The following is a 22567-nucleotide window of genomic DNA, read 5'->3' on the forward strand; positions in this document are numbered from 1 at the left end:
GCCGGTCGCGGGCCGACGACGGCGCGGACGACAAGCCCTATGCTCCGCCCCGTGCCGTTGACCTTTCCCTCGCATCTCGCGCCGGTGCTGGCGCTGAAGTGGTGGCGGCCACGGTGGTTCGATGGCGTGGCGCTGAGCACCGGCGCGATGTCGCCGGATGTCGCCTACCTGGCGACCGGCCCAACCGGACGAGGTTTCGCCGACACCCATTCCTGGCCGGCCTTGCTCTGGTGGTGCCTACCGGTGGCGCTGGCGTACGCGGCGATCTTCCGGGCCGGCGCCGGCACCATCCTGGCTCACCTGCCCGGCGACCGATTGTTCGGCTGGAGCGGCTACGGCTCCCTGACCCGGCGGCCGCATCGCTGGTGGATCACGATCAGCTCGGCGCTCCTCGGCGCGGCGAGCCACCTCGGCTGGGACTGGCTCACCCACACCGACGGCTGGCTTCGAATGGTGTTCGGTCTCCACTGGTCGAGCGTCACGGACGTCGCCTGGTGGACGGTCTCGGACCTGACGAGCACCCTTGTCGGTGCATTGGGTGCCGTGCTGCTCGCCGCGCGCCTCGGCCGGCGGGAAGCGCCGAGGGTCGGTGTCTGTCGGGTCGCACCGCCACGTCGGCGTCCGGCGCTGTTCTGGAGCGTTGCCGCGCTGGTGACCGCTGCCGGCCTGGCGCTCGTGCCGCTGCTCCCCGGTGCCACCGCCCTCGCCGCGACCATCGTCCGGGCGCTGCACGTCGTAGGTCTGGCCCTGCTGGCCGGCGCCATCGCCGTCCGGACCCGGTCTTATGCTCCGCCGTCTCACCCGAGGCGAACCCGCCACCCGCCACCCGTCAACGATGCCGCACCTTCGACACACCCGACTGACAGCTCTGTGAAACGCGCTCTCAGTCCATGACGGCGGTGGCCTCGACCTCGACGAGGTAGTCGGGGCCGGCGAGGGCGCTGACGCCCAGCCCGGTGAACGGCGGGACCGGAGTGACGTCGAGTTTCGCGGCGGCCCGGGTGATGCCGTCGATCAACGGCGTCATCTTGTCCGGGGTCCAGCCGACGAGGTAGACGGTGAGGCGTACCACATCACCGAAGGATCCACCGACCCCGGCCAGGGCCTTGGCGACGTTGAGGTAGCACTGCTCGACCTGCGCGGCGAGGTCTCCGGCGCCGACCGTGCCCCCGTCCGCGTCGACGGCCACCTGGCCGGCGATGAAGACCTGCTTCGCGCCGGTCGCGACCGCGACGTGCCGGTACAGGTCGGTCGCCGGTAGTCCTTCGGGATTGACGAACGAGACGGCCATGGTGCGCTCCTTCCGAAACAGTCGCCGATCGGCGACTCCTCAAAGCTCGGCCTGCCGGTCGTGGGCCAGGCGGACCCGTTCCCTCAGCTCGGTGAGGATCCGCTCGGTCACGCCCTTCCTGTTGAGGCGTTGGAGGTGGGAGTACGCGGTCTGCCAGGGCGGGAAGTCCACCGGCAGGTACCGCCACGCGTGCCCGGTCCGCACCACATACAGGATGCCGTCGACGACCGCCCGGCGGGAGTCCTTCTCTGGTTTGCCCATCCACTGCGGCGACGGCAGCGTCGGCTCCACGATCTCCCACGCGGCATCAGTCAGATCGGACGCTCCGGGTGACAACCACACCAGCCGCGGGACCGGCGGGTCGGGAGCCGAAGCCGGATCGGCGCACTCGCCGAGACTGCACCGACCCGCCACCGGCCGGTGAACCGGCTAGATCGGGAAGCGGCCGTTGCGCCACTGCCAGTGGCGACCGGCCTTGAGGTGGTCGACGACCGCGCGCTGGAGCGCGGTGTGGCGCGGCAGTTGGTCGAGCGGTGTGGTCAGGCTGCGGAACACGAAACGCCGCACCTCGACGTCGGCGTCGATTCCTTCCGGCTCCTCGTAGGGCTCCAACTCGAACCTGCGCTGGAACCGGACGATGTTGGAGTCCTCGGGCAGGTACTCCCGCAACTGCGGGTCGAGCAGCCACGAGCCGCAGGCGAAGGCCGTGTAGTGCTCGTCCGGGAAGTGGCGCGGGAAGAACGCCCGGGCCTCGTCGAGCGACGCGTCGATCGCCTCGGGGGTCATCGGCCCAGATTCGGGGATGTGCAGGCTGATGGCGGTCCCGCCGCGATGGTGCTGGAGCCGGCCCAGCTCGTAGACGCTGCCGCGGGCGTGCAGTGTCAGCCAGCTCTGCATCACCGGCCAACCCTCGCGGTTCATCCGCCTGTCGATCGCAAGGTTGCGACCCAGGTCCGCGAGGGTGACCCAGGAGACGGTGTCGGGGATCCCGTGGTCGCGGTGATACCCCGTGGCCACGTCGACCAGGGCCAGGTAGGCGTAGACGTAGAGATGCCGCCAGGCGGGACCCCGCTCGCGGGGCAGCGCCGGACCGGGCGGTAGCCACTCGTGGCCCCCGAGATCCGCGCGGACCAGGGCGATCGAGCGGTCGAGCAGCCAGCGCAGCTCCGGGGTCCACAGCGTGGAGTCGGGGTCGGGCCAGCCCGCCATGATCTCGGCGGCGTCGTCCGGGCGTACCGCGAGTCGGTCGAGCAGCGCGGGCGCGTCGGCTCTGGCGGGCACCGGTGCCGACGGGCGGTCGGCGGCGAGCCGGTGCACGCGGTCGACGTCCTCGACGGAAACTCCGAGCCGGGCGGCGATGTCGTCCAGATTCACGCGGACGACACTAGCGACAGGTGCGGGAGTCGCGACAGGCCCGGCCCGCGCTGTGCCGGAGCCTGTTCAGGGGTTGGGCGGGGTGACCGCGATGATCAGGTGGGCCGGCTGGTCGCTGGCATTGCGGTAGAGGTGAGCCAGGCGGGAGTCGAAGGTGACGGCCTCGCCGGCGGCGAGGGTGTACGCCTCGCCGCCGATGTCGGCGACCACCTCGCCGCTGATGACGATGGCGCACTCGGTGGAGGGGTGCGCCCACGGCTCGGCCGAACTGGCGTCGCCGGGGGCGAGATGGGCCTGGAGCACCTCCAGATCACCGCGACCCGGGGTGAGGCGCTCGTAGGTGATCTGGCCCGGGGGAGCGGTGAGCAGGCTGCGGCTGCCCGACCGGCTGACGTGTACCGCCGGCGCCTCGGGTTCGGAGAAGAGCTCGGCGATCGAGGTGTCGAACACCTGGGCGAGTTTGCGCAGGGTGGCCAGGCTCGGGTCGGTCGCCCCGTTCTCGATCTGACTCAGCAGAGCGGGTGACACGTCGGCGGCTGTGGCGAGCTGCCGCAGCGTGAGGGAGTGCTGCTGGCGCAGGACGCGGAGCCGGTCACCGAGCATGTGAACCTCGATCCGATAACAGTGTGGCTAAAAATGTTTGACCAAGCTACACGGCCGTGTTTAGGGTGGTCAAACAAAACTGCGGCAGTGTTCGGTGCTGGTAGACACGCCGCGTCCAGACACGAACCGGACGAACGCGAGTCCGGCTACATCCAACCCTGCGACGACGCACCCCGAGAACCCGACGCACCCCCGAGAACCCGGAACACCGTCATTGGCCGTCTGGGCCCGGCCGGTGGTGGTGCCGCCGGACGTCGATGCCCCGCGGTTCCCGCGCAGCGGGCCGCGCCATACGAAGGTAGGAACAGCATGTCGGTGTCCCCCCGCCGGCTCCGCGCCGGAGCACTCGCTCTGGCGGCGCTGGCCATCATCTCCACCACCGCCTGCACAGCCGGCGGCAGCGGTGGCAACGCGAACGGTGGCGCGGCCACGACCCTCACCGTCAACACGTCGTTCGTGCTCAAGACCCTCGACCCCGGCCGCGTCTACGAAGCGACGGGGCTGACCGCCGTGCACGCCCTCTACGACACTCTGCTCACCTTCGAGGGCTCCGACGTCGGAACACCCGTCCCAGCGCTGGCCGAGTCGTACGAGACCTCCGCGGACGCGAAGACCTTCACCTTCAAGCTGCGTTCCGGGGTGACCTTCTCCGACGGCAGCCCGCTCACCGCTGACGACGTGGTGTTCTCGCTCAACCGGCTGAAGAACATCAAGGGCAGCCCGGCGGTCACCGTGAGCGAGCTGAGCGTCAGCAAGACCGACGACAGCACCGTCGTGGTCACGTCGGCCACGCCCAACCCCAACGTGCCGGTGGTGCTGGCGATGCCGTCCACCGGCGTGCTCAACGCCAAGGTCGCCCAGGACAACGGCGCGAAGGACGGCGAGGACGCCGCGCAGGGCGACACCGCCCAGCAGTACCTCGACACCAACTCGATCGGCAGCGGTCCGTACGTGCTCAAGTCCTATGAGCCGGAGTCGCAGGTGGTACTGGAGGCCAACCCGAACTACTGGGGTGACAAGCCGCAGTTCGAGCGGGTGGTGCTGCGCAACATGGACGTACAGACCCAGAAACTGACGATGCAGCGCGCCGAGAGCGCCGAGATCTCACTGGACATCTCCGGCAAGCTGCTCGACGGTCTGCCGGCGAGCCTGCAGACCTCCGGCGTGCAGGACACCGTCTACTTCCTCTTCCTCAACGCCGACCCGGCCGTGTCGGCGGTGACCTCGAACCCGAAGTTCAACCAGGCGTTGCGCGCCGCCATCGACTACCAGGGCATCGCCGCCCTGTACGGCGAGGGCGCCGCCCCCGGCGCGGGACTTGTCGCGCCGGCCTTCCCCGGCACCCTGCCCGAGAGCGAGGCGTCCACCCGGGACGTGGCGAAGGCGAAGGCGCTGCTCGCCGAGGCGGGACTGACCAACCCGACCGTCACGTTCAACTACCCGGCCATCACCTACAAGGGCGTGGACCTGGGCACCGTGGCCACCAAGGTGCAGGGTGACGCCGCCGAGGCCGGCATCACGCTGGAACTGAACCCACAGCCGCTGACCACCTTCCTCGACGAGATGCGCGGTGGTAAGTCGCCCCTGGGCTTCACCCCGCAGAGCCTGAACTACCCGGTCGCCGACTCGCTGATCAACAACATGGCACCCGGCCAGGCCACCGCGCTGCGGTCGGGCTGGACCGTCGAGCGGGCCGAACCGGCGATCGTGGCCGCCGGCGAGAAGGTCACCGAGACCCTCGACCTCGCGGCCCGGGCCACCGCCATGCAGGAGTGGCAGCGCCTGATGAACCAGTCCTCCCCGTACATCGTGCTGGCCAGCAACTCCTCCACGGTGGTGGCGACCGCCGACCTGACCGGTGCGGACTACTCCGCCGCCGGTTGGCAGGTCGACGTCGCCGCGGTCGGCCGCAAGTAGTCGGAGCACCATGACGACGGTCCACAACGGCGAGCCGGGCGCGGTCACCACGACCGCGTCCCGGCCCCGCCGCACCCACCCATTGCTGGCCTTCCTGGCCAAGCGGCTGGCGATCACCGCCGGACTGCTGCTGGGCGTCACCGTGGTGACGTTCGGACTGGTGAACGTGGTACCCGGTGACCCGGTCACCGCCAACCTGTCCGACCAGGCGCTCAACGACCCGGCCACGGTGGCCGCCTTCCGCGAGAAGTGGGGGCTGGACCAGCCGCTGTGGCAGCAGTACCTGCACTACCTGGGCAACCTGTTCCGCGGCGACCTGGGCATCTCCCAGCAGACCGGCCGGGCGGTCCTGGACGACCTGGTGCGGTACGTGCCGGCGACCATGGAACTGGCCATCCCCACCATGGTGCTGGCGTTGCTGATCGGCACCGGGGTCGGCATGCTCGCCGCCGTCCGCAACGGCCGGCTCACCGACCAGTTCGTCCGGGTCGGTGCCCTGCTCGGGCTCTCCACCCCGCCGTTCTGGCTATCCCTCGTGGTGCTCTACGTCTTCTTCTACCAGCTCGGTCTGGCCCCCAGCGGCGGACGGCTCTCCACCGGATTCAGCCCGCCGCCGACCGTCACCGGGATGTACACGGTGGACGCGGCGCTGGCCGGTCAGTGGGATGTGGCCTGGGACGCGGCGCAGCATCTCACCCTGCCGGTGCTGGTGCTGACCTCGCTCACCGTGGCGCTGCTGGTGCGCTTCGTCCGCTCCGCCATGCTGGAGGTGCTCCAGCAGGACTACATCCGGGCCGCGTACGCCAAGGGTCTGCCGACCCGGGTGGTGCTACGCCGGCACCTGCTGCGCGCCGGACTGGTCCCGGTGGTCACCGTGTCCGGCCTGGCCTTCGCCTCACTGTTGTCCGGAACGGTGCTGGTGGAGAGCATTTTCGGCTGGCCCGGCGTCGGCCAGTACGCCTACCGCAGCGCCACCGCCCTCGACCTGCCATCGATCCTCGGCGTCAGCCTGTTCGTGGCGCTCGTCTACACGCTTGTCAACCTGACCGTCGACCTGCTGTACGGGCTCATCGACCCGAGGATCCGCCTGTCATGACGATGATCGCACCCGATCCGGTGGCTCCCGACCCGAAGGTGGACCGGGCGCTGACCCGCCGCCGCTGGCTCGGTCGGCTGCGCGGCGGCTCGACCGGCCGGCCGGTCTGGCGACAGCCGATCGCCGTGGTGGCCCTGACCATTCTCGGCGGCTGGCTGCTGGTGGCGATCTTCGCCCCACTCGTCGCCCCCTACGACCCGCTCGCCCAGAGCGTCGACACCTACGCGGCACCGTCGGCGACCCACTGGTTCGGCACCGACTCCCTCGGCCGGGACATCTTCAGCCGGGTCGTCCACGGCGCGCGGCTGTCGATCCCGCTGGCCCTGGCCATCGTCTCGCTGGCCCTGCTGATCGGCGGACTGCTCGGACTGATCGCCGGGTACCTGGGACGCTTCGCCGACGAGGCGCTGATGCGGCTCACCGACCTGGTCTTCGCCTTCCCGCAGATCATCCTGGCCATGGCGGTGACCGCCGCCTTCGGCCCGAACACCCGCAACGCGGTGCTGGCGCTCGTCATCGTCTCCTGGCCGGTCTACGCCCGGGTCATCCGCAGCGCCGTACTCAGCATGCGCGGCGACGACTACCTCAACGCCGCCCGACTGCTCGGCGTCGGACCGGTCCGGGCGCTGCGCCGCGACGTGCTGCCGAACAGCATCGGCCCGGCGATCGTGCTGGCCACCCTGGAACTCGGCAACGCGGTGCTGCTGCTCGCCGCGCTCTCGTTCCTGGGACTGGGTCCTCGCCCACCGGCGGCCGAGTGGGGCTCGATGGTCGCGCTCGGCTCCCAGGACCTGTCGATGTGGTGGGTGAGCGTCTTTCCGGGCCTGGCCATCCTCACCGTCGTGATGGCCTTCAACGTGCTCGGCGACGCGCTGCGTGACCGGCTCGACCCCCGCTACGCGAAGGGACGCTGAGATGGCGCCGCTGCTCGACGTCGACTCCCTCGCCGTCACCCTGCCTGGCCCGCGCGGACCGCTGCCGATCCTGCACGACGTGTCGCTCAGCGTGGACGAGGGAGAACTCGTCGGCATCGCGGGAGAGAGCGGCTGCGGCAAGAGCATCACCGCCCAGACCCTGCTCGGCCTGCTTCCCGCCGGTGCGCGGACCAGCGGGACGGCACGATTCGCCGGCACCGACCTGCTCGGCCTGGACAATCGTGGCTGGCAGCGGATCCGGGGCGCGGGCATCGCCATGGTCTTCCAGGACCCGACCGCCGCCCTGCATCCGATGCTCACCATCGGCCGCCAGCTCACCGAACACATGCGGGTGCAGCTGCGAATGGACCGGCGCTCCGCGACCCGCCGGGCGGTGGAACTGCTCGACCAGGTCCGGATCCCCGACCCCGAGCGCGCCCTGCGCGCCTATCCGCACCAGTTCTCTGGCGGCATGCGGCAACGGGCGGCCATCGCCATCGCCCTGGCCGCCCGACCCCGACTGCTGATCGCCGACGAACCGACCACAGCTCTCGACGTCACCGTGCAGGCCGGCATTCTCACCCTGCTCGACCGGCTGCGCGCCGAGACCGGGCTGGCCGTCGCCTTCATCACCCACGACCTGGGGGTGCTCAGCGCGTTGACCACCCGTGGCTACGTCTTCTACGCCGGCCGCGTGGTGGAGACCGGTCCCACCGGCTCGCTGCTCACCGCCCCCACCCATCCGTACACTGCGGCGCTGCTCGGCGCCCGACCGCACGGCACCCAGGCCGTCGGCACGCTGCGGCCCATCCCCGGCAGCCCGCCGGCACCGGGCGAGGCACCACCGGGTTGCCCGTTCCAACCCCGCTGCCGGTACGCCGAGCCGACCTGCGGCGCGGCACCACCGCCGCTGGCTCCGGTCGGTGCCGACCGGTCGGTGGCCTGCGTGGTCCGCCCACACCTGGAGGTGGCAGCCCGATGACCGGCCTGCTGGACATCAGCGACGTCGAGGTCGAGTACCGCTCGCGGGGCCGCGGCCGGGTGCTCGCGGTGGCCGGGGTCAGCCTGGACGTGGCGTCCGGGCAGATCGTCGGCCTGGTCGGTGAATCCGGCTGCGGCAAGTCGTCGCTGGCCCGGGCCGCCGTGGGGTTGACCCCGCCGAGCGCCGGTGTGGTCCGCTTCGCCGGGCAGCCGGTCACGCCGCTGGGCTGGCGGCGCCGGCCGGACACCGAGATCGGCCTGCAGATGGTCTTCCAGAACCCGTACGCCTCGCTGAACCCCCGGCGCACCATCGGCGCGCAGCTGCTCGACGGCGTGCCGGCGGCGCTGAACGCGGCGGCCCGCCGGGACCGGGTACGCGAGTTGCTGGACCGGGTCGGCATGCCGGCAACGGCCGCCGAGCGGTACCCGCACCAGTTCTCCGGTGGCCAGCGGCAACGTCTGGCCATCGCCCGGGCCCTCGCCCCGCAACCCCGCATGATCATCGCCGACGAACCGGTCACCGCCCTGGACGCCTCATCCCAGGCGCAGGTGGTCAACCTGCTCGTCGGGCTGGTCCGCGATCTCGACATGGGCATGCTGTTCATCTCCCACGACCTCGCCCTGGTGCACGAGATCGCCGACGTCACCGCCGTGATGTACCTGGGCCGCATCGTCGAGAGCGCGCCCACCCGCGAGCTGTGGCGGAATCCGCGACACCCCTACACCCGGGCGCTCATCGACGCGGTGCCCCGCATCGGCCCCACCCCACGGCTGCCCGCCACCCTGGCCGGTGAGGTACCCGACCCCGCGAACGCCCCCACCGGCTGCCGGTTCCGGCCGCGCTGCCCGCACGCCTTCGCGCCCTGCGGCGACCAGCCGCCAACCCTCGACCTCGGCGGACGTAGCGCCGCCTGCTGGCTCAACGACCCCACGATGGCCACGGCCACCGTGCCCGCGAACTGAGGACGTCGTCATGCACATCGCCACCGAACAGGTCCTGGTCAACCTCGCCCTCTACGACGGCGTCGCCGACCACCTCCAGCCCGACCGGGGAGTCTGGGTCGGTGCCGACGGGATGATCAAGGCTGTGGGAGCGGTCGACGACGTGCTCGCCGAGGCCGGCGACGTACCCGTGGTCGACCTTCGCGGCGACGTGGTGATGCCCGGCCTGACCAACATGCACGTACACCTCTCTCTCGGGCTGCCCGGCCACCTCGCCGACACGGTGCACCGGTCCAACCTGGCCGAACTGGTGCTGCTGATGGCCGACTCGGCCCGGCGTACCCTGCACGCCGGGGTCACCACGGCCCGGCTGGTCGGCGAGGGTCGCTACGCGGACTTCGCGCTGCGCCGGGGTATCGAGGCCGGCGCGGTCGACGGTCCCCGGATCTTCACCGCCGGACACGCGTTGTGCTGCACCGGCGGCCACGGCTGGGAGGCCGACGCCCTGGAGGCCGACGGCGCCGACGGCTTCCGCCGGCTCACCCGGGCCCAGATCCGGGCCGGCGCCGACCTGATCAAGGTGTGCGTCTCCGGCGGCATCGCCGGTCAGTTCGAGGCGATCGACACGCCACAGTTGCTCGACGACGAGATGGCCGCCGTGATCCGGGTCGCCCACGACTGGGGGCGCAAGGTCACCGCGCACGCCGGCCCGGCCGACACCGTACGCCGGGCTGTCGAACTCGGTCTCGACTGCGTCGAACACGGCTACGAGTTGACCGACGAGGTCACCCGACTGATGGCCGACCGGGGTGTCTGGTACGTACCCACGATCGTGGTGAGCCGCTGTGAACAGTTCTTCCGCGACTCCGGGGTACCCGGCTGGCTGATGGAGCGGGCCCTGGCCGCCGGACCCCGACACTGGGAGAGCCTCCAGCACGCCATCCGCAACGGCGTACCGATCGCACTGGGCAGCGACATGCCGCCGCACGCCGGCTACGACGAGACCACCGCCACCGTCCGCGAGCTGGAGTTCATGGTGGACGCCGGGATGCCGGTCGCCGACGCGTTGAAGGCCGCCACCATCCGGCCCGCCGAATGGCTCGACCAGGCCGACACGCTCGGCAGTGTCGAAGCCGGCAAGCACGCCGACCTGCTGGTGCTGCGGGACGACCCGACCAGGTCGGTCTCCGCGTTGCGTACCCTGCACACGGTCATCAAGGGCGGCGTCGTGTACCGCGACGACCACCACCGCTTGCGGGTACCCCGATGACCGGCATCACCACTGTCGCCGACGGATACCTGCACGCCCTCGCCGCGCTCGCCCCGGAGGCCGCCGAGGCGACCGGGCGTACCCCCGACTGGCGACTGGCGGACCTGTCGCCGGGAGGGTTCGACGCCCGGGCCGAGCTGTCCCGCGCGACCGCGACCGCCGTGGCCACCGCCACCGTGACCGGCCCGGCCGAGCGCGCCCTCGCCGGTGCCCTGGCCGATCGGCTGGCCAGCGAGGTGGCGTTGTACGACGCCGGTTTCACCACCCGGCTGCTCGCCCCACTGGCCACCCCGGTGCACCTGGCCCGGCAGGTCTTCGACAACCTGCCCCGGTCCACCGCCGACGACTGGGCCGCCGTCGCCGACCATCTGCACCGGCTGCCCACCACGCTCGACCAGTACACCGCCACACTGCGCCGTTCCGCCCAGCGTGGCCAACTGGTCGCCCGCCGGCAGGTGCTGACCGTCGCCGAGCAGTGCACCGCCTGGGTCGACACGAACTTCTTCGGTGGCCTCGTCGCCGGTCACCCGGGTGGGCCGCTCGCCGAGCGGCTGGCCGAGGGGACACGGCTGGCCACCGCCGCCACGGCGGGGTTCGCCACCTTCCTGCGTACCGAACTGGCTCCCGCCGCCGCCGAGGCGGACGGTGTGGGTCGCGACCTCTATCAGGTCACCGCCCGCGCCTTCCTCGGTGCCACAGCCGACCTCGACGAGCTGTACGCGTACGGCTGGGCGGAGCTGACCCGCACCGCCGCCGAGCTGCGGGCGGCGGCGCTCGACTGCGGCCATCCGGACGTGGCCGCCGCGCGGACGGCGCTGGACGCGGATCCGGCCGGGCGGGTGCCGGTCGGTCCGGCGCTGGAGGAATGGCTGACCAGACGCACCGCGCTGGTGACCGACCTGCTCGACGGGACACACTTCGACATCCCACCCGCCACCCGGCGGGTGGTGTGCCGGATCAGCCCCGCCGCCTCCGGGGTCATGTACTACACACCGCCCGACGCTAACCTGACCCGCCCCGGCGGCATCTGGTGGTCGGTGCCGCCCGGCGAGTCGACGGTGCCGGTGTGGCGACACGTCGGCACGCTCTGCCACGAGGGGCTGCCCGGCCACCACCTTCAGCACGCCATCACGCTCACCACCGCCGACCTGCACCCGTGGCACCGCACCCTGTGCCAGGTGCACGGGTACGCCGAGGGCTGGGCGCACTACGCCGAACGTCTCGCCGACGAACTCGGCCTCTACGCCGGCCCGGCGGAACGGCTCGGCATGCTGGACGGGCAGCTGTGGCGGGCCGCCCGCGTGGTCATCGACCTCGGCCTGCACCTCGACCTGCCGATCCCCGCCGGCAACGGGTTCACCGACGCGCCCCGCTGGAGCCACCGGGTAGCCGTCGACCTGCTCACCCGGGTCGTCGGGCTGGACGCCGCGACCGCCCGGTTCGAGGTCGACCGCTATCTCGGCTGGCCGGCGCAGGCTCTCGCCTTCAAGGTCGGTGCGCGGCTGTGGCAGCGGGCCCGCCAGGACGCCGAGCGACGCGCCGGCGCCGCCTTCGACCGCAAACGGTTCCACCACACCGCGCTGGCGCTCGGGCCGATGGGCCTGGATCCGCTGCGCGAGCGTCTCGCCGAGACGTTCCGACCCGCTGCCGCCTCCCTCGACCGGAAGTGACCCGATGAGCATCGACGAACTCACCACCACGATCACCGACATGTACCAGGCACTGGGGGATCGGTCCGCCTTCGACGCCCACCTGCATCCGGACCTCACCATCTGGGAATCCGACGCCGATCGGCTGCTCTGCGGCCTGGCCGCGCTGGACGCGCTGCGGGACCGCCGGGCCGCCGAGGCCACCGGACCGGCACCGGTCACTGTCGCTCCGGAAGAACTGCACGCCGACGCGTGGGACGACACCGGTCTGGTCCGGTACGTGCTGCGGGCCCGGCACGCCGACGACCGCCCAAACGTCTGCTTCCGGGTCACCGACGTGCTGCGGCGCGGCGACGCGGGCTGGCGGATCGTGCACCACCACGCGGAGGCCGTGCGATGAGCGACGACCAGCCCACCACCGATGTCTACGACCTGCGGGTCGTGGTGGAGCGCATCGAGGGACGCTCGGTGTGCGGCATGAAGCCGGGCGACCACGTCGACCTGACCGAGTCGTGCCGGTTGCGCATCCCCGAGGGCCAGCACTTCTGCCTGTACGCGCTGGCTGCGTGCCTGCCGCTGCTGCCGGCCAAGCAGCGGGCCCTGGACGACGGGGACTGGATGGCCCGGGACAGCCACGTCGCCTGTCCCGACCCGGAGGAGCGGCTCATCATGCGCATCGAACGCACTGCCCGGCGGCAGATCCCCACCGAGGAGCTGACGTGAGTTCTCCCGATCGCCTGGTCGGCATCGGCCTGCAGTCGGACAAGTCCGCCGACGAGTACGCCGTGCTGGCCGAGATGGCCGAACGGCACGGCTTCGACGTGCTGTCGGTCTTCGGCGACCTGATGTACCAGCCGCCGCTGTTCCCGTTGCTGGTGGCCGCCCGGCACACCCGCCGGATCCGGCTCGGCGCGGCCTGCCTGAACCCGTTCACCCTGCACCCGGTGGAGGTGGCCGGTCAGGTGGCCGCCCTCGACCTGGCCTCACACGGCCGGGCCTACCTCGGCCTGGCCCGGGGCACCTGGTTGCAGCAGGTCGGGGTGGCGCAGGCCCGGCCGCTGCGGCGCATCGCCGAGACCGTCCAGATCGTCCGGCGGCTGCTCGCCGGTGACGACGGCGGTTTCGTCGGCCGCGAGTTCACGGTGGCCCCGGGCACCGCGCTGCGGTACGCCCCGGCCCGGCCGGACGTGCCGGTGCTGGTGGGCACCTGGGGGCAGCAGACCGCCCGGTCCGCCGCCGCGTACGCCGACGAGGTGAAGGTCGGCGGGTCGGCGAACCCGGCGATGGCCAAGACGATGCGGGCGTGGCTGGACGAGGCGGCTTCGGGCCGGGACACCGGGGTGGTGCTCGGTGCGGTCACCGTCGTCGACACCGACGGCGCGCTGGCCCGGCGGATGGCCCGTACCGAGGTCGCCATGTACCTCGCCGTGGTTGCCGCCCTCGATCCCACGGTCGAGGTCGACCCGGAACTGCTGGCCCGCATCCAGCACCACGTCACCCGGCGCGAGGACGACCGGGCCGGTGCGCTGATCGGTGACGATCTGCTCGACCTGTTCGCGTTCTCCGGTACGCCCGAGCAGGTCGCCGCGCAGGCCGCGGCGGTCTTCGACGCCGGGGCCAGCCGGGTGGAGTTCGGCACGCCGCACGGGCTGACCCCGCAGCGCGGTATCGACCTGATCGGCCGACGGGTGCTGCCGCTGCTGCGCACCTGACGGCCGTCCCGGGGCACCGGGTCAGCGCCGCCAGGCCGACCAGAGTTCGGCGTACCGGCCGCCGGCCGCGACCAGTTCGTCCGGGGTGCCGAGTTCGACGATCCGGCCGTGCGCCATCACGGCGATCCGGTCGCAGGTGTGCGCCTGGCTGAGCCGGTGCGCGACCACCACAGCCGTGCGGCCCCGGATCAGGGCGGCGCTCGCCTGTTCGAGCTGCCGGGCGCCCGCGCTGCCGGCCTCGGCGCTGGCCTCGTCGAGAACGACGACCGGCGGGTCGAGCAGGGCGATCCGGGCCAGCGCCACCTGCTGCGCCTGGCCGGCGGTGAGCGGGTGTTCGCCGTCGCCGACCCGGGTCGACAGCCCGTCGGGCAGAGCGGTGGCCCAGCCGTCGGCTCCGACCAGCCGCAACGCGGCGTGCAGGTCCTCGTCGGAGGCGTCCGGCGCGGCCAGCCGCAGGTCGTCGGCGAGGGTGCCGGCGAAGACGTGGACCTCCTGGGTGACCACGCCGACGGTGCGGCGCAGTTCGGCCGGATGCAGCTCGCCGATCGGGCGGTCGGCCAGCCACACCTCGCCCTCGGCGGCGGGGAAGACGCCACCGAGGATGGCCGCGAGTGTCGTCTTGCCGGCGCCGCTCGCACCGACGATCGCCAACGACTCACCCGCCGCGATCTCGATCGAGACGTCCTGCACGACGGCGGGGCCACCGGGGTAGCGGTGCCAGACCGACTTCGCGGTGACGCCTGTCGGTAGCCACCCGGAGACCGGTCCGGCCGGCCGGGTCGTGGGCACGTCGAGTCCGGAGATGCCGACGAGCCGCGCGAGCGCCGCGCCGGCCGACTGGATGTCGTTGAACGACATCAGCAACATGCCGAGCGGGCCGAAGAGCCGATGGAAGAGCAGTGCCGCGGCGGTGACGTCACCGACCGTGCTGTCGCCCGCGCGGACCAGCAGGAAGCCGGTGAGCAGCACGGCGGTCAGTCCGAGGGCCTCGGCGTAGTTCATCGTGTTCGCGAACCAGAGGAATCCGCGAACCGCTCGCAGCCGCGCCACGACGGCGTGGCGGGAGGCCTGCTCGACCCGTCGACTCTGACGGTCCTGCATGCCGTACGCGTGCACCGTCCGGGCACCGGTGAAGGTGTTCAGCAGGCTCTGCGTACGCACCGCGGCCGCTTCGCGCTCGGCGGCGTAGAGCCGTTTCGCCTGGGGCACGAACCGGCGCAGGCTCACCACGTACACCGGGAAGACGATCAGGAACGCGGCGGCGATGCGCCAGTCGAGCGTCGCGAAACCGGCGAAGGTGATGACGACAGTGACGAGCGCGGTGAAGATCCCGGCCGCCAGCCGCACCGAGTCGGTCACCCGCTCCACGTCCTCGGTGACCCGGGAGGCCACGTCACCGGACCCGGCGCTCTCCAGCCGTGCCGCGTCCATCCGCAGCGCCCGGTCGAGCACCTCCTCGCGGAGGTCGGCGCAGGCACGCATGCCCCACTCGGTGACCAGCCAGTTGGCGGCGCCGGTGAGGACCGCGGCGGCCAGGCCCGCGCCGAGGATCAACGCCGAGGTCAGCAGCAGTGATTCGACGGTGCCACCGGCCACCACCAGGTCGACGAGCCGGCCGAGCAGGATCGGCACGACGACGGCCGCGACGCTCGCCGCCGTGGCCGCCGCCACCGAGGTCCAGGCGAGCAGCGGGTAGCGCCGCAGGGCACGCCAGAAGGCGGTGAGCGTCACCCATCCGGTCGCGACCGGCAGGATCGGGACGCTGGGGCTCATCGCAGCACCACCTCCGCGTACGACGAGTCGGCGAGCAGGTCGCGGTGGCGACCGACGGCCGCCACCTGGCCGGCGCGGAGGAAGACGACCCGGTCGCACCGGTCGAGCAGCGGTGCGCTGGTGGTGACCAGGACTGTCGCCCGGCCGTCACCGCTCCGGTAGGCGCGGATGCCGTCGGCGATGGCGTGCTCGGTGACCGCGTCGATCGCCGTGGTCGGGTCGCGGAAGACGGTGACCGGTCGGTCGGCCAGCAGCGCGCGGGTCAGGGCGAGCCGCTGCCGCTGACCGCCGGAGAGGTTCAGGCCGTGGTCGACGAGTTCGCGGTCGAACCCGGCGTCGTCGGCGAGCAGGTCACCGACGCAGGCCGAGGCCATGGCGGTACGCAGGGCGGCGTCGTCCCGGTCGTCGCCGCTCTGGAGCACCTCGCGCAGGGTGCTGCCGAACAGGTCGACCCCGTGCGGTTCGACAAGCACGGTTCGCCGTAACGAGACGAGGTCCAGCTCCCGCATCGGCGTGCCGGCCAGCCGCACCTCGCCCCGGTCCGGCGATCGCGCACCCGCGAGCAGCTCGGTGACGTCGTCGGCGGTGCCGGTCTCTCCGGTGACGATGCCGAGCAGCTCACCGGGGGCCACGGCGAGGTCGACGCCGGCCAGGCCGGGCGCGTGCACCGTGTCGAGGGTCAGCGTTCCCGGCTGGGCCGTACCAGTCCCGGACGGAACCCGCTCCGGGGCGGCGAGCACCTCGGCCACGCGGGCCGCGCTGGCTCGTGCCGTCGCCAGTCGGAAGACGCAGTCGGCGAGATTGAGCACCGGGTCGGTGAGGAAGGTGGCCAGTCCGACGATCGTGATGAGCTGTCCGACGGTGATTCGCCCCTCCAGGGCGAACCAGCCCGCCAGGGCGGCCACCGCGGTGATCAGCAGGCCGGTGGTGAAGGTGGACGCGCCGATGAAGGTGGCACCGGCCTTGACCGTGCCGATGCCGGCGCGCAGCGACGTACGGCTGGCCGTGCGGTAACGGCTGACGGCCTCGTCGACGCCACCGAAACCCCGCAGTGGTCGGAGCCCACGCAGCAGGTCCGACGCCGTGGCGGCGGCCCGGCCGACCGCCTGCTGCTGCGCGGACGTGCGGCGGCCCACGACCGGACCGAGCGCGTTCAGCCCGAGCACCAGGATGGGTACGCCCACCACCAGCCCGAGTCCGAGCGACCAGTCGATCCGCAGCAGCACGACCGTCGACACCGTCAGACCGACGAGCGCGCTCACCCCCCGGGTGCCCAGTTCGAGCAGTTCGGCGGCGGACTGGGTGTCGGAGGTGGCGATCGAGAGCAGCTCTCCGCTCTGGCGTCTGGTCCGGATCCCCTGTCCGCCCACCACGCGCCGGACCACCCGCATCCGCAGCTGGTGGGACTCCTCGGTGACCGCCCTGGAGAGGAACCAGAAGCCCGACCGCCAGCCCATCGTGAGGGCGGTGAACAGCGCGAAGATGCCCAGCACGGACCAGGCCATCGCCGAGCTCGACCCGGTTCCGACGGCCTGGTCGATGACCAGGCCGATGGCCACCGGGACAAGGGCCTCACACACCTGATGCAGTGACCAGAACGCGGCGCACAGGGCGGTGTCGCGACGCTGTCGCCAGAACATTCGGCGGATCAGTCGCCCCGTGGTCTGTGTCATGCCCCCGCCTCACGTTCGATGAGTTAGGGCAGGCTAACCTGCTGGCCTCGCCGAACGCCATTCGCGGGCGCACCGCGCTGGCCAGGTGTCAGACCTCGGCGTGCGGGGGCAGCGGCTGATCGAGGCCGGCCCAGGATCGCAGCAGCCGCCCGCCGATGGAGTCGGCAGGTCCTGAGCCGGGACCGTCGAGGACGCGTTCGACGATTTCGGCCCGGGTGAACCACCGGGCCTCCAACAGTTCGCGCCCGTCCACGGCGATCGTCTCGTCGACCGCCCGGGCGACGAAACCGACCATCAGGCCGGCGGGAAACGGCCATCCCTGGGAGCCCTGGTAGGTGACCGCACCGACGGTCACGCCGGCCTCCTCGCCGACCTCGCGGCGGACGGTGCCCTCCAGGCTCTCGCCGATCTCGACGAAACCGGCGAGCAGCGAGAATACGTCCGGGCCGGCACCGTGATGGCGGGCGAGCAGGCAGCGGGGCTGCGGGCCGGGGGCTTCCACGAGCACGATGACGGCGGGTTCGATCCGGGGAAACAACTGCCTACCGCAGTGGGGGCCCTGGCAGACCCGCAGGTGACCGGCGTCGGCGCTGACCGTGGTCGCACCGCAGGTGCCGCAGTATCTGGCGTGTCGGTTCCAGTAGAGCAGCCCGCGCGCGTACGCCAGGGTGGCGGCAAGGGGCCCGGGCAGGGTGGTGGCCAGGCCGCGTAGGTCGGCGCTGGCGTGTGCGGCACCCAGCCGCAGCGCCTCGGCTTCCTCGACCGCGCTGAGGTCGGCGGCGAAGGTCGCCGTGGTGCCGTCGAAGCCAAGCAGCGCGGTCTGACCGGCCGCCGAGACCAGGGTGCGGGCGGGCTTACCGGTGAGCCGCACCGGCCTGCCGTCGGCCGTGAGCAGAGGCCGGCCGCGCCACATCGGCAGCACCTGGCTGTCGTCGCGGTCGAGCAGGTCGGCGACCCGGCCCGGGTCGGCGCGCAGGCCCGCCGCCCGGTCGTGCGGTGTCGCGGTGTACGCGAGCCCGTGGAACACCATGCTGCCGATCGTGCCGGACGCCCCTCATGGCGCGATCAGCGGCTCCGTGTGAGCGGAGGGGCATCGTCCGAGCTCGGTGGAATTGCCTCCCGGGTACGGCGGTCCGCTGAACCAGTCGGCCCGTCGTACCCGGGAGTCACTCTCAGAGGGGGCGGATGTTCTCCGCCTGCGGGCCACGCTGCCCCTGGGCGATGTCGAACTCCACTCGCTGGTTCTCCTCCAGGGTGCGGAAGCCGCTGGCGGAGATCGCCGAGAAGTGGGCGAACACGTCGGCTCCGCCGCCGTCCTGGCTGATGAAGCCGAAGCCCTTGTCCGCGTTGAACCACTTGACCGTGCCGGAAGCCATGTCTTCTCCTCGCAGGCTGTCGAAGCGCCACACGGTGCGGCCCTTCGTGGTCGCCGCGTTGATCACCCGTGTCCGGACAGGACGAGAAAACAAAGAGCGCCCGGGGTTTGGATACCCTCAGGCGCTGGCAACGTCTACGGAAATCAAAACTGCAACAGAGTTCACCGTAGCACGGAAAACGGGCCAAGAGTCCCGGGACCGTGTGGTCAGGGCAGGATGGCGTCGACGTAACCGCCGTCCACCCGTACCGCCGCGCCGGTGGTGGCCGAGGCCAGCGGGGAGGCCAGGTAGACGACGAGGTTCGCGATCTCGGCCGGCTCGATGAGGCGTTGCAGGAGCGACTGCGGGCGGTGCCGGAGCATGAACTCCCGCTGGGCCGCGTCCCAGGGCAGGTCGTCGCCGACGAGCGAGCGGACGAACTGCTCGACCCCGCCGGTGTGGGTCGGCCCGGCGATGACGCTGTTCACCGTGACACCCGAGCCGGCGGCCTCCTTGGCGAAACCCCGGGACACGCCCAGCAGGGCGGTCTTGGAGACCCCGTAGTGGATCATCTCGGCCGGGATCACCACCGCGGAGTCGCTGGCGATGTACTGGACCCGGCCCCAGCCGCGCTCGCGCATCCCCGGCAGGTACGCCCGGGTCAGCCGGATCGCCGCCAGCACGTTCACCTCGAAGTACCGCCGCCAGTCGTCGTCGGTGATCTCCAACGCGGGCTGGGCGCCGAAGATGCCGAGGTTGTTGACCAGGATGTCGACCCGGGGGAGGGCCTCGACCGCCGCGATCGCCCCGTCGGCCGTGGTCACGTCGGCGGGTACCGCGACGAAGTCACCCTCGCCCAACTCGGCCAGGGCCCGGTCGACCGAGTCGGACGAGCGTCCGTTGACCCCCACCCGGGCTCCGGCCGCGGCCAGCCCGGCGGCGATGGCCCGGCCGATGCCCTGGGTCGAACCGGTGACGAGCGCCGTCCGGCCGGCAAGATCTATTCGCATACCGGCCATTCTGCCGAACGGCGACGGCATCGGCAGCCGGTCGCCTGGCGGGCTGGAACGCCGCCGCGTCAGGGCGACGGCGACGCCGATCGGGCCGCGTCGGTCTCCGCCGACCACGGCCACGGCACGTCGCGGAAGGCCGCCTCCACCAGCAGTCGCTCGACGCCGCGCAGCAGGGGTTCGACCCGGTCCGCCGGGAGGTACCGGCTGTCGGCGGTGACGACCAGCTCGACCGCGCCGGGGGCGTCGAGCACCTGGACCCGGCAGCGCCACGGAAACCGCTCCAGCTCCGGCAGCCAGCGGAACTCGCTGCGGGACCGCGCCGCCCGCAGGTCCGCCTCGGTCAGGCCGCCCGCCTCCGGATCGACGTCCCGGGCGAGCCGGGCGTCGTTGAGATAGCAGTACCCCGCCAGGAAGCTGCGATGGTCGTGTCCCAGTTCGGTGACGGTGCGCTCCCAGCAGGCCGGGTCGTAGTAGGCGTGCCGGTAGGCGTCCAGGGCCGCGCTGCGGGCCCGGCCCAGCAACTCCCCGAAGCCGGGCCGGTCGGCCAGGTCGACTCGGCACAGCCCGATCTGGTTGAGGCTGCCGATCGCCCTGTCGTGCCCGGGCTGGAACCGGTTGTTGGCCATCACCACGATCCCGCAGGACTGCCGCTCGGCGTCGCCGGTCAGTACGGCGGCGGTCGCCGCCAGCAGGGCGTCGGCGGTGCTGACCCGATGCCGGGCCGCCACCGAGTGCGCGGCGTGGTGCACCGCGGCGGAGACCAGCGAGCCGCGCCGGTGACGGGCGGAGGCGGCCGGTGCCACCGCCTCGGACAGGCTCGGCGTGAGGCCCGACAGCCGCCGGATCCAGTAGTTGATCGCCCGCTGCGAGCGTGCTGACTCGACCTCGCGCTCCCGCTCGGCCAGGTCGAGCGCCTGTAGACCCGCCGGGGCGGCGAGCGATCCGTGGATCAGCAGGCCCCGCAGGTCGCGCAGGACGAGTTGCGCGGCGTGGACGTCGACCGTCGAGTGGCTGAACACCACCACCACCTGCCGTACCCGCTCCTCGACGGCGACAAGCGCGACCCGCACCGGCCACTCGGCGACGTGGTCGAAGCGGGGTGCGTGCAGTCGTGCGCTCAGCCGCGCGGCGGCGGATCGGCCGTCGGGATCGTCCGCCGGACGGGACACCCGGTGGACGACGACCGGCAGTTCCCCGGCCGCCGTGGTCTCCTGGTGCACCTCGTCGTCTCGACGACGGAACCGGGTACGCAGCGACTCGTGGCGGTCGAGCAGGGCGCCGACCGCCCGCACCGCCTGCGGTACGGCCACCGCCGCCGACGCGGGGACGGTGAGCGTTCGGGGGAGGCTCAGCGCCCGGTACGCGGCCGGCGACTCGAACTCGTCCACGTCGCGCCACATCGCCCGTTGCCCCCAGGTCAGCGGGGCGCTCGCGGCGCGTCCCCCGGTGAACTGCGCGTACCGCACCTGCTCGGTGTCGTCGGCCGGCTCGACCGGGCGGCCGGTCCCCGCGGGTGAGGTGCCGGTGGGTGCGGTGCCGACCGGTGACCACGGCCACGGCACGTCGGTGAAGGCTGCCCTGACCAGCAGTGCCTCCAGGCCGCGCAGGAACGGTTCGACGGAGTCCAACGCGAGGTGACGGGTGTCGACGGTGAGCGTGATGCCCACACCGTCCGGCTCGTCGACCACGTGGGCCAGCAGGTGCCAGGACGCCTGGTGCAGCCCGGCTGTCCAGGAGAAGGTGCTGCCGTCCGTCGCGGCCCGCAGGCGGGCCGGGGTGGTCTCCGGCGCCGTGGCGACACCGCCGACGGGCAGCCGTACGTCGTTGAAGTAGTGGTGCGGCAGGAAGGCCCGGTCGTAGTCCACCCCCGCGTCCTCGAAGGCCCGGCGCAGCGCGACCGGTTCGTAGTAGGCGTGCCGTAGACCGTTGAGCGAGGCGGCCCAGACGCGGGTCAGCACCTCGGTGAAGTCGGGACGCCCGGCCAGGTCGACTACGCAGAAGCCGATCTGCCCCAGGTTGGCGACCGCGTTCGCGTACTCGGCGCGGAACCGGTTGTGCGCCATCGGGAACAGGCCGCTGAGTTCCCGTCCGGAGTCGCGTACGGCCATCACCTGATATGCCGCCGCCAGCACGGCGGAGACGCTGACCCGGTGCCGGGCGGCGATCAGCCGGGCGGCCGTGTCCACGGCGGAGGAGACGAGCACTCCCCGGCGTAGCGGTGGGTCGAGACCCGGCCCGGTCGGGATCAGCGGTGCGTGGGGGAGTCGCCGGAACTCCCGTAGCCAGTGCCCGACCGCCCGCTCCGAGCGGCGCCGGTCGGCGCCGTGCTGCAACCTGGCCACGTCCACCGACTGCGGACCGGGTGGCGTGGGCAGGTCACCGCGTAGCAGGAGCAGCCGCAGGTCCCGCAGCACCAGCTCGGCGGCGTGTGCGTCCACTGTGGTGTGACTGAACACCACCACGACCTGCCGTACCAGGCCGTCGACGGTGACCAGCGCGATCCGCAGCGGCCATTCGGTGGTGTGGTCGAAGGCCACGTCGCCGAGCCGGCCCGCGGCGTTCCGGGCGGCCCGGGCACCGTCGCCGTCGCCGACCTGGAGCAGGAGCGGCAGCACCCCGACCGCCACCGTCTCCTGGTGCGGCTCGCCGTCGAGCACCCGCAGTCGGGTGCGCAGCGCGGAATGCCTGCCGACCAGCGCACCCACCGCCCGTACCGCACGGGTCACGTCCACCCCGGCCCGCCCGGACACGGCGACGGTACGGCGCAGGTTGAGGAACCGGTGATTCGAACCGAACCGGGTGATCGACCGCCACAGCACCTGCTGCGCCCAGGTCAGCGGCGTGGCCCCGCCGTCCGCGCCGGCGAACTCGGCGTGCGCCAGCGTCTCCGACGCCCACTCGGCAGGGATGACCACATCGGCGAATCGCATTCCCGACGGTACGACGATCCGTTCCGGCACCGGATCGATCGATCGAGTCTTACACAGTGGACCGATCAGCCGAT

General features: G+C 72.2%; 21 protein-coding genes. 11 read left to right on the plus strand and 10 right to left on the minus strand.

The genetic code is table 11. The annotated features are described in order from the left end of the window. The first annotated feature begins 51 nt into the window (after positions 1 to 51). On the plus strand, positions 52 to 894 hold the full coding sequence (locus AB0I71_RS03645) for a DUF4184 family protein (protein WP_357581689.1): 843 nt from the start codon (positions 52 to 54) through the stop codon (positions 892 to 894). On the opposite strand, the gene AB0I71_RS03650 is transcribed toward AB0I71_RS03645, so the two are convergent. From AB0I71_RS03650 to AB0I71_RS03665, 4 genes are all read right to left on the minus strand, one after another. Beyond that, on the minus strand, positions 884 to 1291 hold the full coding sequence (locus tag AB0I71_RS03650; RefSeq protein ID WP_357581690.1) for a RidA family protein: 408 nt from the start codon (positions 1289 to 1291) through the stop codon (positions 884 to 886). The two genes, AB0I71_RS03645 and AB0I71_RS03650, sit on opposite strands and share 11 nt — an antisense overlap. A gap of 39 nt (positions 1292 to 1330) precedes the next feature. Next, positions 1331 to 1705 (minus strand): transposase, encoded by a 375-nt coding sequence (locus AB0I71_RS03655; protein ID WP_357581691.1) that lies wholly within the window; start codon positions 1703 to 1705, stop codon positions 1331 to 1333. Between the two features lie 15 nt (positions 1706 to 1720). Beyond that, on the minus strand, positions 1721 to 2665 hold the full coding sequence (locus AB0I71_RS03660; RefSeq protein ID WP_357581692.1) for an acyltransferase domain-containing protein: 945 nt from the start codon (positions 2663 to 2665) through the stop codon (positions 1721 to 1723). A gap of 66 nt (positions 2666 to 2731) precedes the next feature. Beyond that, positions 2732 to 3268 carry a cupin domain-containing protein gene (locus AB0I71_RS03665; protein ID WP_357581693.1) on the minus strand — a complete coding sequence of 179 codons (537 nt, stop codon included), beginning with the start codon at positions 3266 to 3268 and terminating at the stop codon, positions 2732 to 2734. A gap of 309 nt (positions 3269 to 3577) precedes the next feature. Between AB0I71_RS03665 and AB0I71_RS03670 the strand changes: the two genes are divergently transcribed. Genes AB0I71_RS03670 through AB0I71_RS03715 form a run of 10 tightly spaced genes read left to right on the plus strand, consistent with a single transcriptional unit; the run spans position 3578 to position 13749 of the window. Continuing rightward, positions 3578 to 5185, plus strand: coding sequence for an ABC transporter substrate-binding protein (locus tag AB0I71_RS03670; RefSeq protein WP_357581694.1), 1608 nt, complete (start codon positions 3578 to 3580; stop codon positions 5183 to 5185). Positions 5186 to 5195: 10 nt separating this feature from the next. Then, on the plus strand, positions 5196 to 6281 hold the full coding sequence (locus AB0I71_RS03675) for an ABC transporter permease (RefSeq protein ID WP_357581695.1): 1086 nt from the start codon (positions 5196 to 5198) through the stop codon (positions 6279 to 6281). Further along, the gene (locus AB0I71_RS03680) at positions 6278 to 7195 is read left to right on the plus strand and encodes an ABC transporter permease (RefSeq protein ID WP_357581696.1); all 918 of its coding nucleotides are present in this window, start codon (positions 6278 to 6280) and stop codon (positions 7193 to 7195) included. The genes AB0I71_RS03675 and AB0I71_RS03680 overlap by 4 nt, the downstream gene beginning before the upstream one ends. A gap of 1 nt (position 7196) precedes the next feature. Continuing rightward, positions 7197 to 8177: an ABC transporter ATP-binding protein gene (locus tag AB0I71_RS03685; RefSeq protein WP_357581697.1), complete on the plus strand. Its 981-nt coding sequence runs from the start codon at positions 7197 to 7199 to the stop codon at positions 8175 to 8177. Next, entirely contained in the window at positions 8174 to 9139 is a 966-nt protein-coding gene (locus AB0I71_RS03690) for an ABC transporter ATP-binding protein (protein WP_357581698.1), read from the plus strand. The genes AB0I71_RS03685 and AB0I71_RS03690 overlap by 4 nt, the downstream gene beginning before the upstream one ends. A gap of 10 nt (positions 9140 to 9149) precedes the next feature. After that, the gene (locus AB0I71_RS03695) at positions 9150 to 10388 is read left to right on the plus strand and encodes an amidohydrolase family protein (RefSeq protein ID WP_357581699.1); all 1239 of its coding nucleotides are present in this window, start codon (positions 9150 to 9152) and stop codon (positions 10386 to 10388) included. Further along, positions 10385 to 12058 carry a DUF885 domain-containing protein gene (locus tag AB0I71_RS03700; RefSeq protein WP_357581700.1) on the plus strand — a complete coding sequence of 558 codons (1674 nt, stop codon included), beginning with the start codon at positions 10385 to 10387 and terminating at the stop codon, positions 12056 to 12058. The genes AB0I71_RS03695 and AB0I71_RS03700 overlap by 4 nt, the downstream gene beginning before the upstream one ends. Before the next feature lie 4 nt (positions 12059 to 12062). Beyond that, on the plus strand, positions 12063 to 12437 hold the full coding sequence (locus AB0I71_RS03705; RefSeq protein WP_357581701.1) for a nuclear transport factor 2 family protein: 375 nt from the start codon (positions 12063 to 12065) through the stop codon (positions 12435 to 12437). Continuing rightward, positions 12434 to 12760, plus strand: a complete 327-nt coding sequence (locus AB0I71_RS03710) for a TIGR04076 family protein (protein WP_357581702.1) — start codon at positions 12434 to 12436, stop codon at positions 12758 to 12760. Before AB0I71_RS03705 ends, AB0I71_RS03710 begins: the two co-directional genes overlap by 4 nt. Continuing rightward, positions 12757 to 13749, plus strand: coding sequence for an LLM class flavin-dependent oxidoreductase (locus AB0I71_RS03715; RefSeq protein WP_357581703.1), 993 nt, complete (start codon positions 12757 to 12759; stop codon positions 13747 to 13749). The genes AB0I71_RS03710 and AB0I71_RS03715 overlap by 4 nt, the downstream gene beginning before the upstream one ends. Before the next feature lie 21 nt (positions 13750 to 13770). On the opposite strand, the gene AB0I71_RS03720 is transcribed toward AB0I71_RS03715, so the two are convergent. From AB0I71_RS03720 to AB0I71_RS03745, 6 genes are all read right to left on the minus strand, one after another. Beyond that, a complete protein-coding gene (locus AB0I71_RS03720) occupies positions 13771 to 15522 on the minus strand; it encodes an ABC transporter ATP-binding protein (protein WP_357581704.1) in 1752 nt (583 codons plus the stop codon). Continuing rightward, entirely contained in the window at positions 15519 to 17195 is a 1677-nt protein-coding gene (locus tag AB0I71_RS03725; protein WP_357581705.1) for an ABC transporter ATP-binding protein, read from the minus strand. The genes AB0I71_RS03720 and AB0I71_RS03725 overlap by 4 nt, the downstream gene beginning before the upstream one ends. Positions 17196 to 17283: 88 nt before the next feature. Continuing rightward, positions 17284 to 18225 carry an NAD(+) diphosphatase gene (gene nudC, locus AB0I71_RS03730; protein ID WP_357581706.1) on the minus strand — a complete coding sequence of 314 codons (942 nt, stop codon included), beginning with the start codon at positions 18223 to 18225 and terminating at the stop codon, positions 17284 to 17286. 142 nt (positions 18226 to 18367) lie between these two features. Beyond that, the gene (locus AB0I71_RS03735; protein ID WP_357581707.1) at positions 18368 to 18571 is read right to left on the minus strand and encodes a cold-shock protein; all 204 of its coding nucleotides are present in this window, start codon (positions 18569 to 18571) and stop codon (positions 18368 to 18370) included. Between the two features lie 206 nt (positions 18572 to 18777). Then, positions 18778 to 19560 carry an SDR family oxidoreductase gene (locus tag AB0I71_RS03740; RefSeq protein WP_357581708.1) on the minus strand — a complete coding sequence of 261 codons (783 nt, stop codon included), beginning with the start codon at positions 19558 to 19560 and terminating at the stop codon, positions 18778 to 18780. 68 nt (positions 19561 to 19628) lie between these two features. Next, on the minus strand, positions 19629 to 22493 hold the full coding sequence (locus tag AB0I71_RS03745; protein WP_357581709.1) for a condensation domain-containing protein: 2865 nt from the start codon (positions 22491 to 22493) through the stop codon (positions 19629 to 19631). Between the last annotated feature and the right edge of the window lie 74 nt (positions 22494 to 22567).

The organism is Micromonospora sp. NPDC049891 (assembly GCF_040660295.1).
In the GTDB taxonomy this organism is placed as follows: domain Bacteria; phylum Actinomycetota; class Actinomycetes; order Mycobacteriales; family Micromonosporaceae; genus Micromonospora.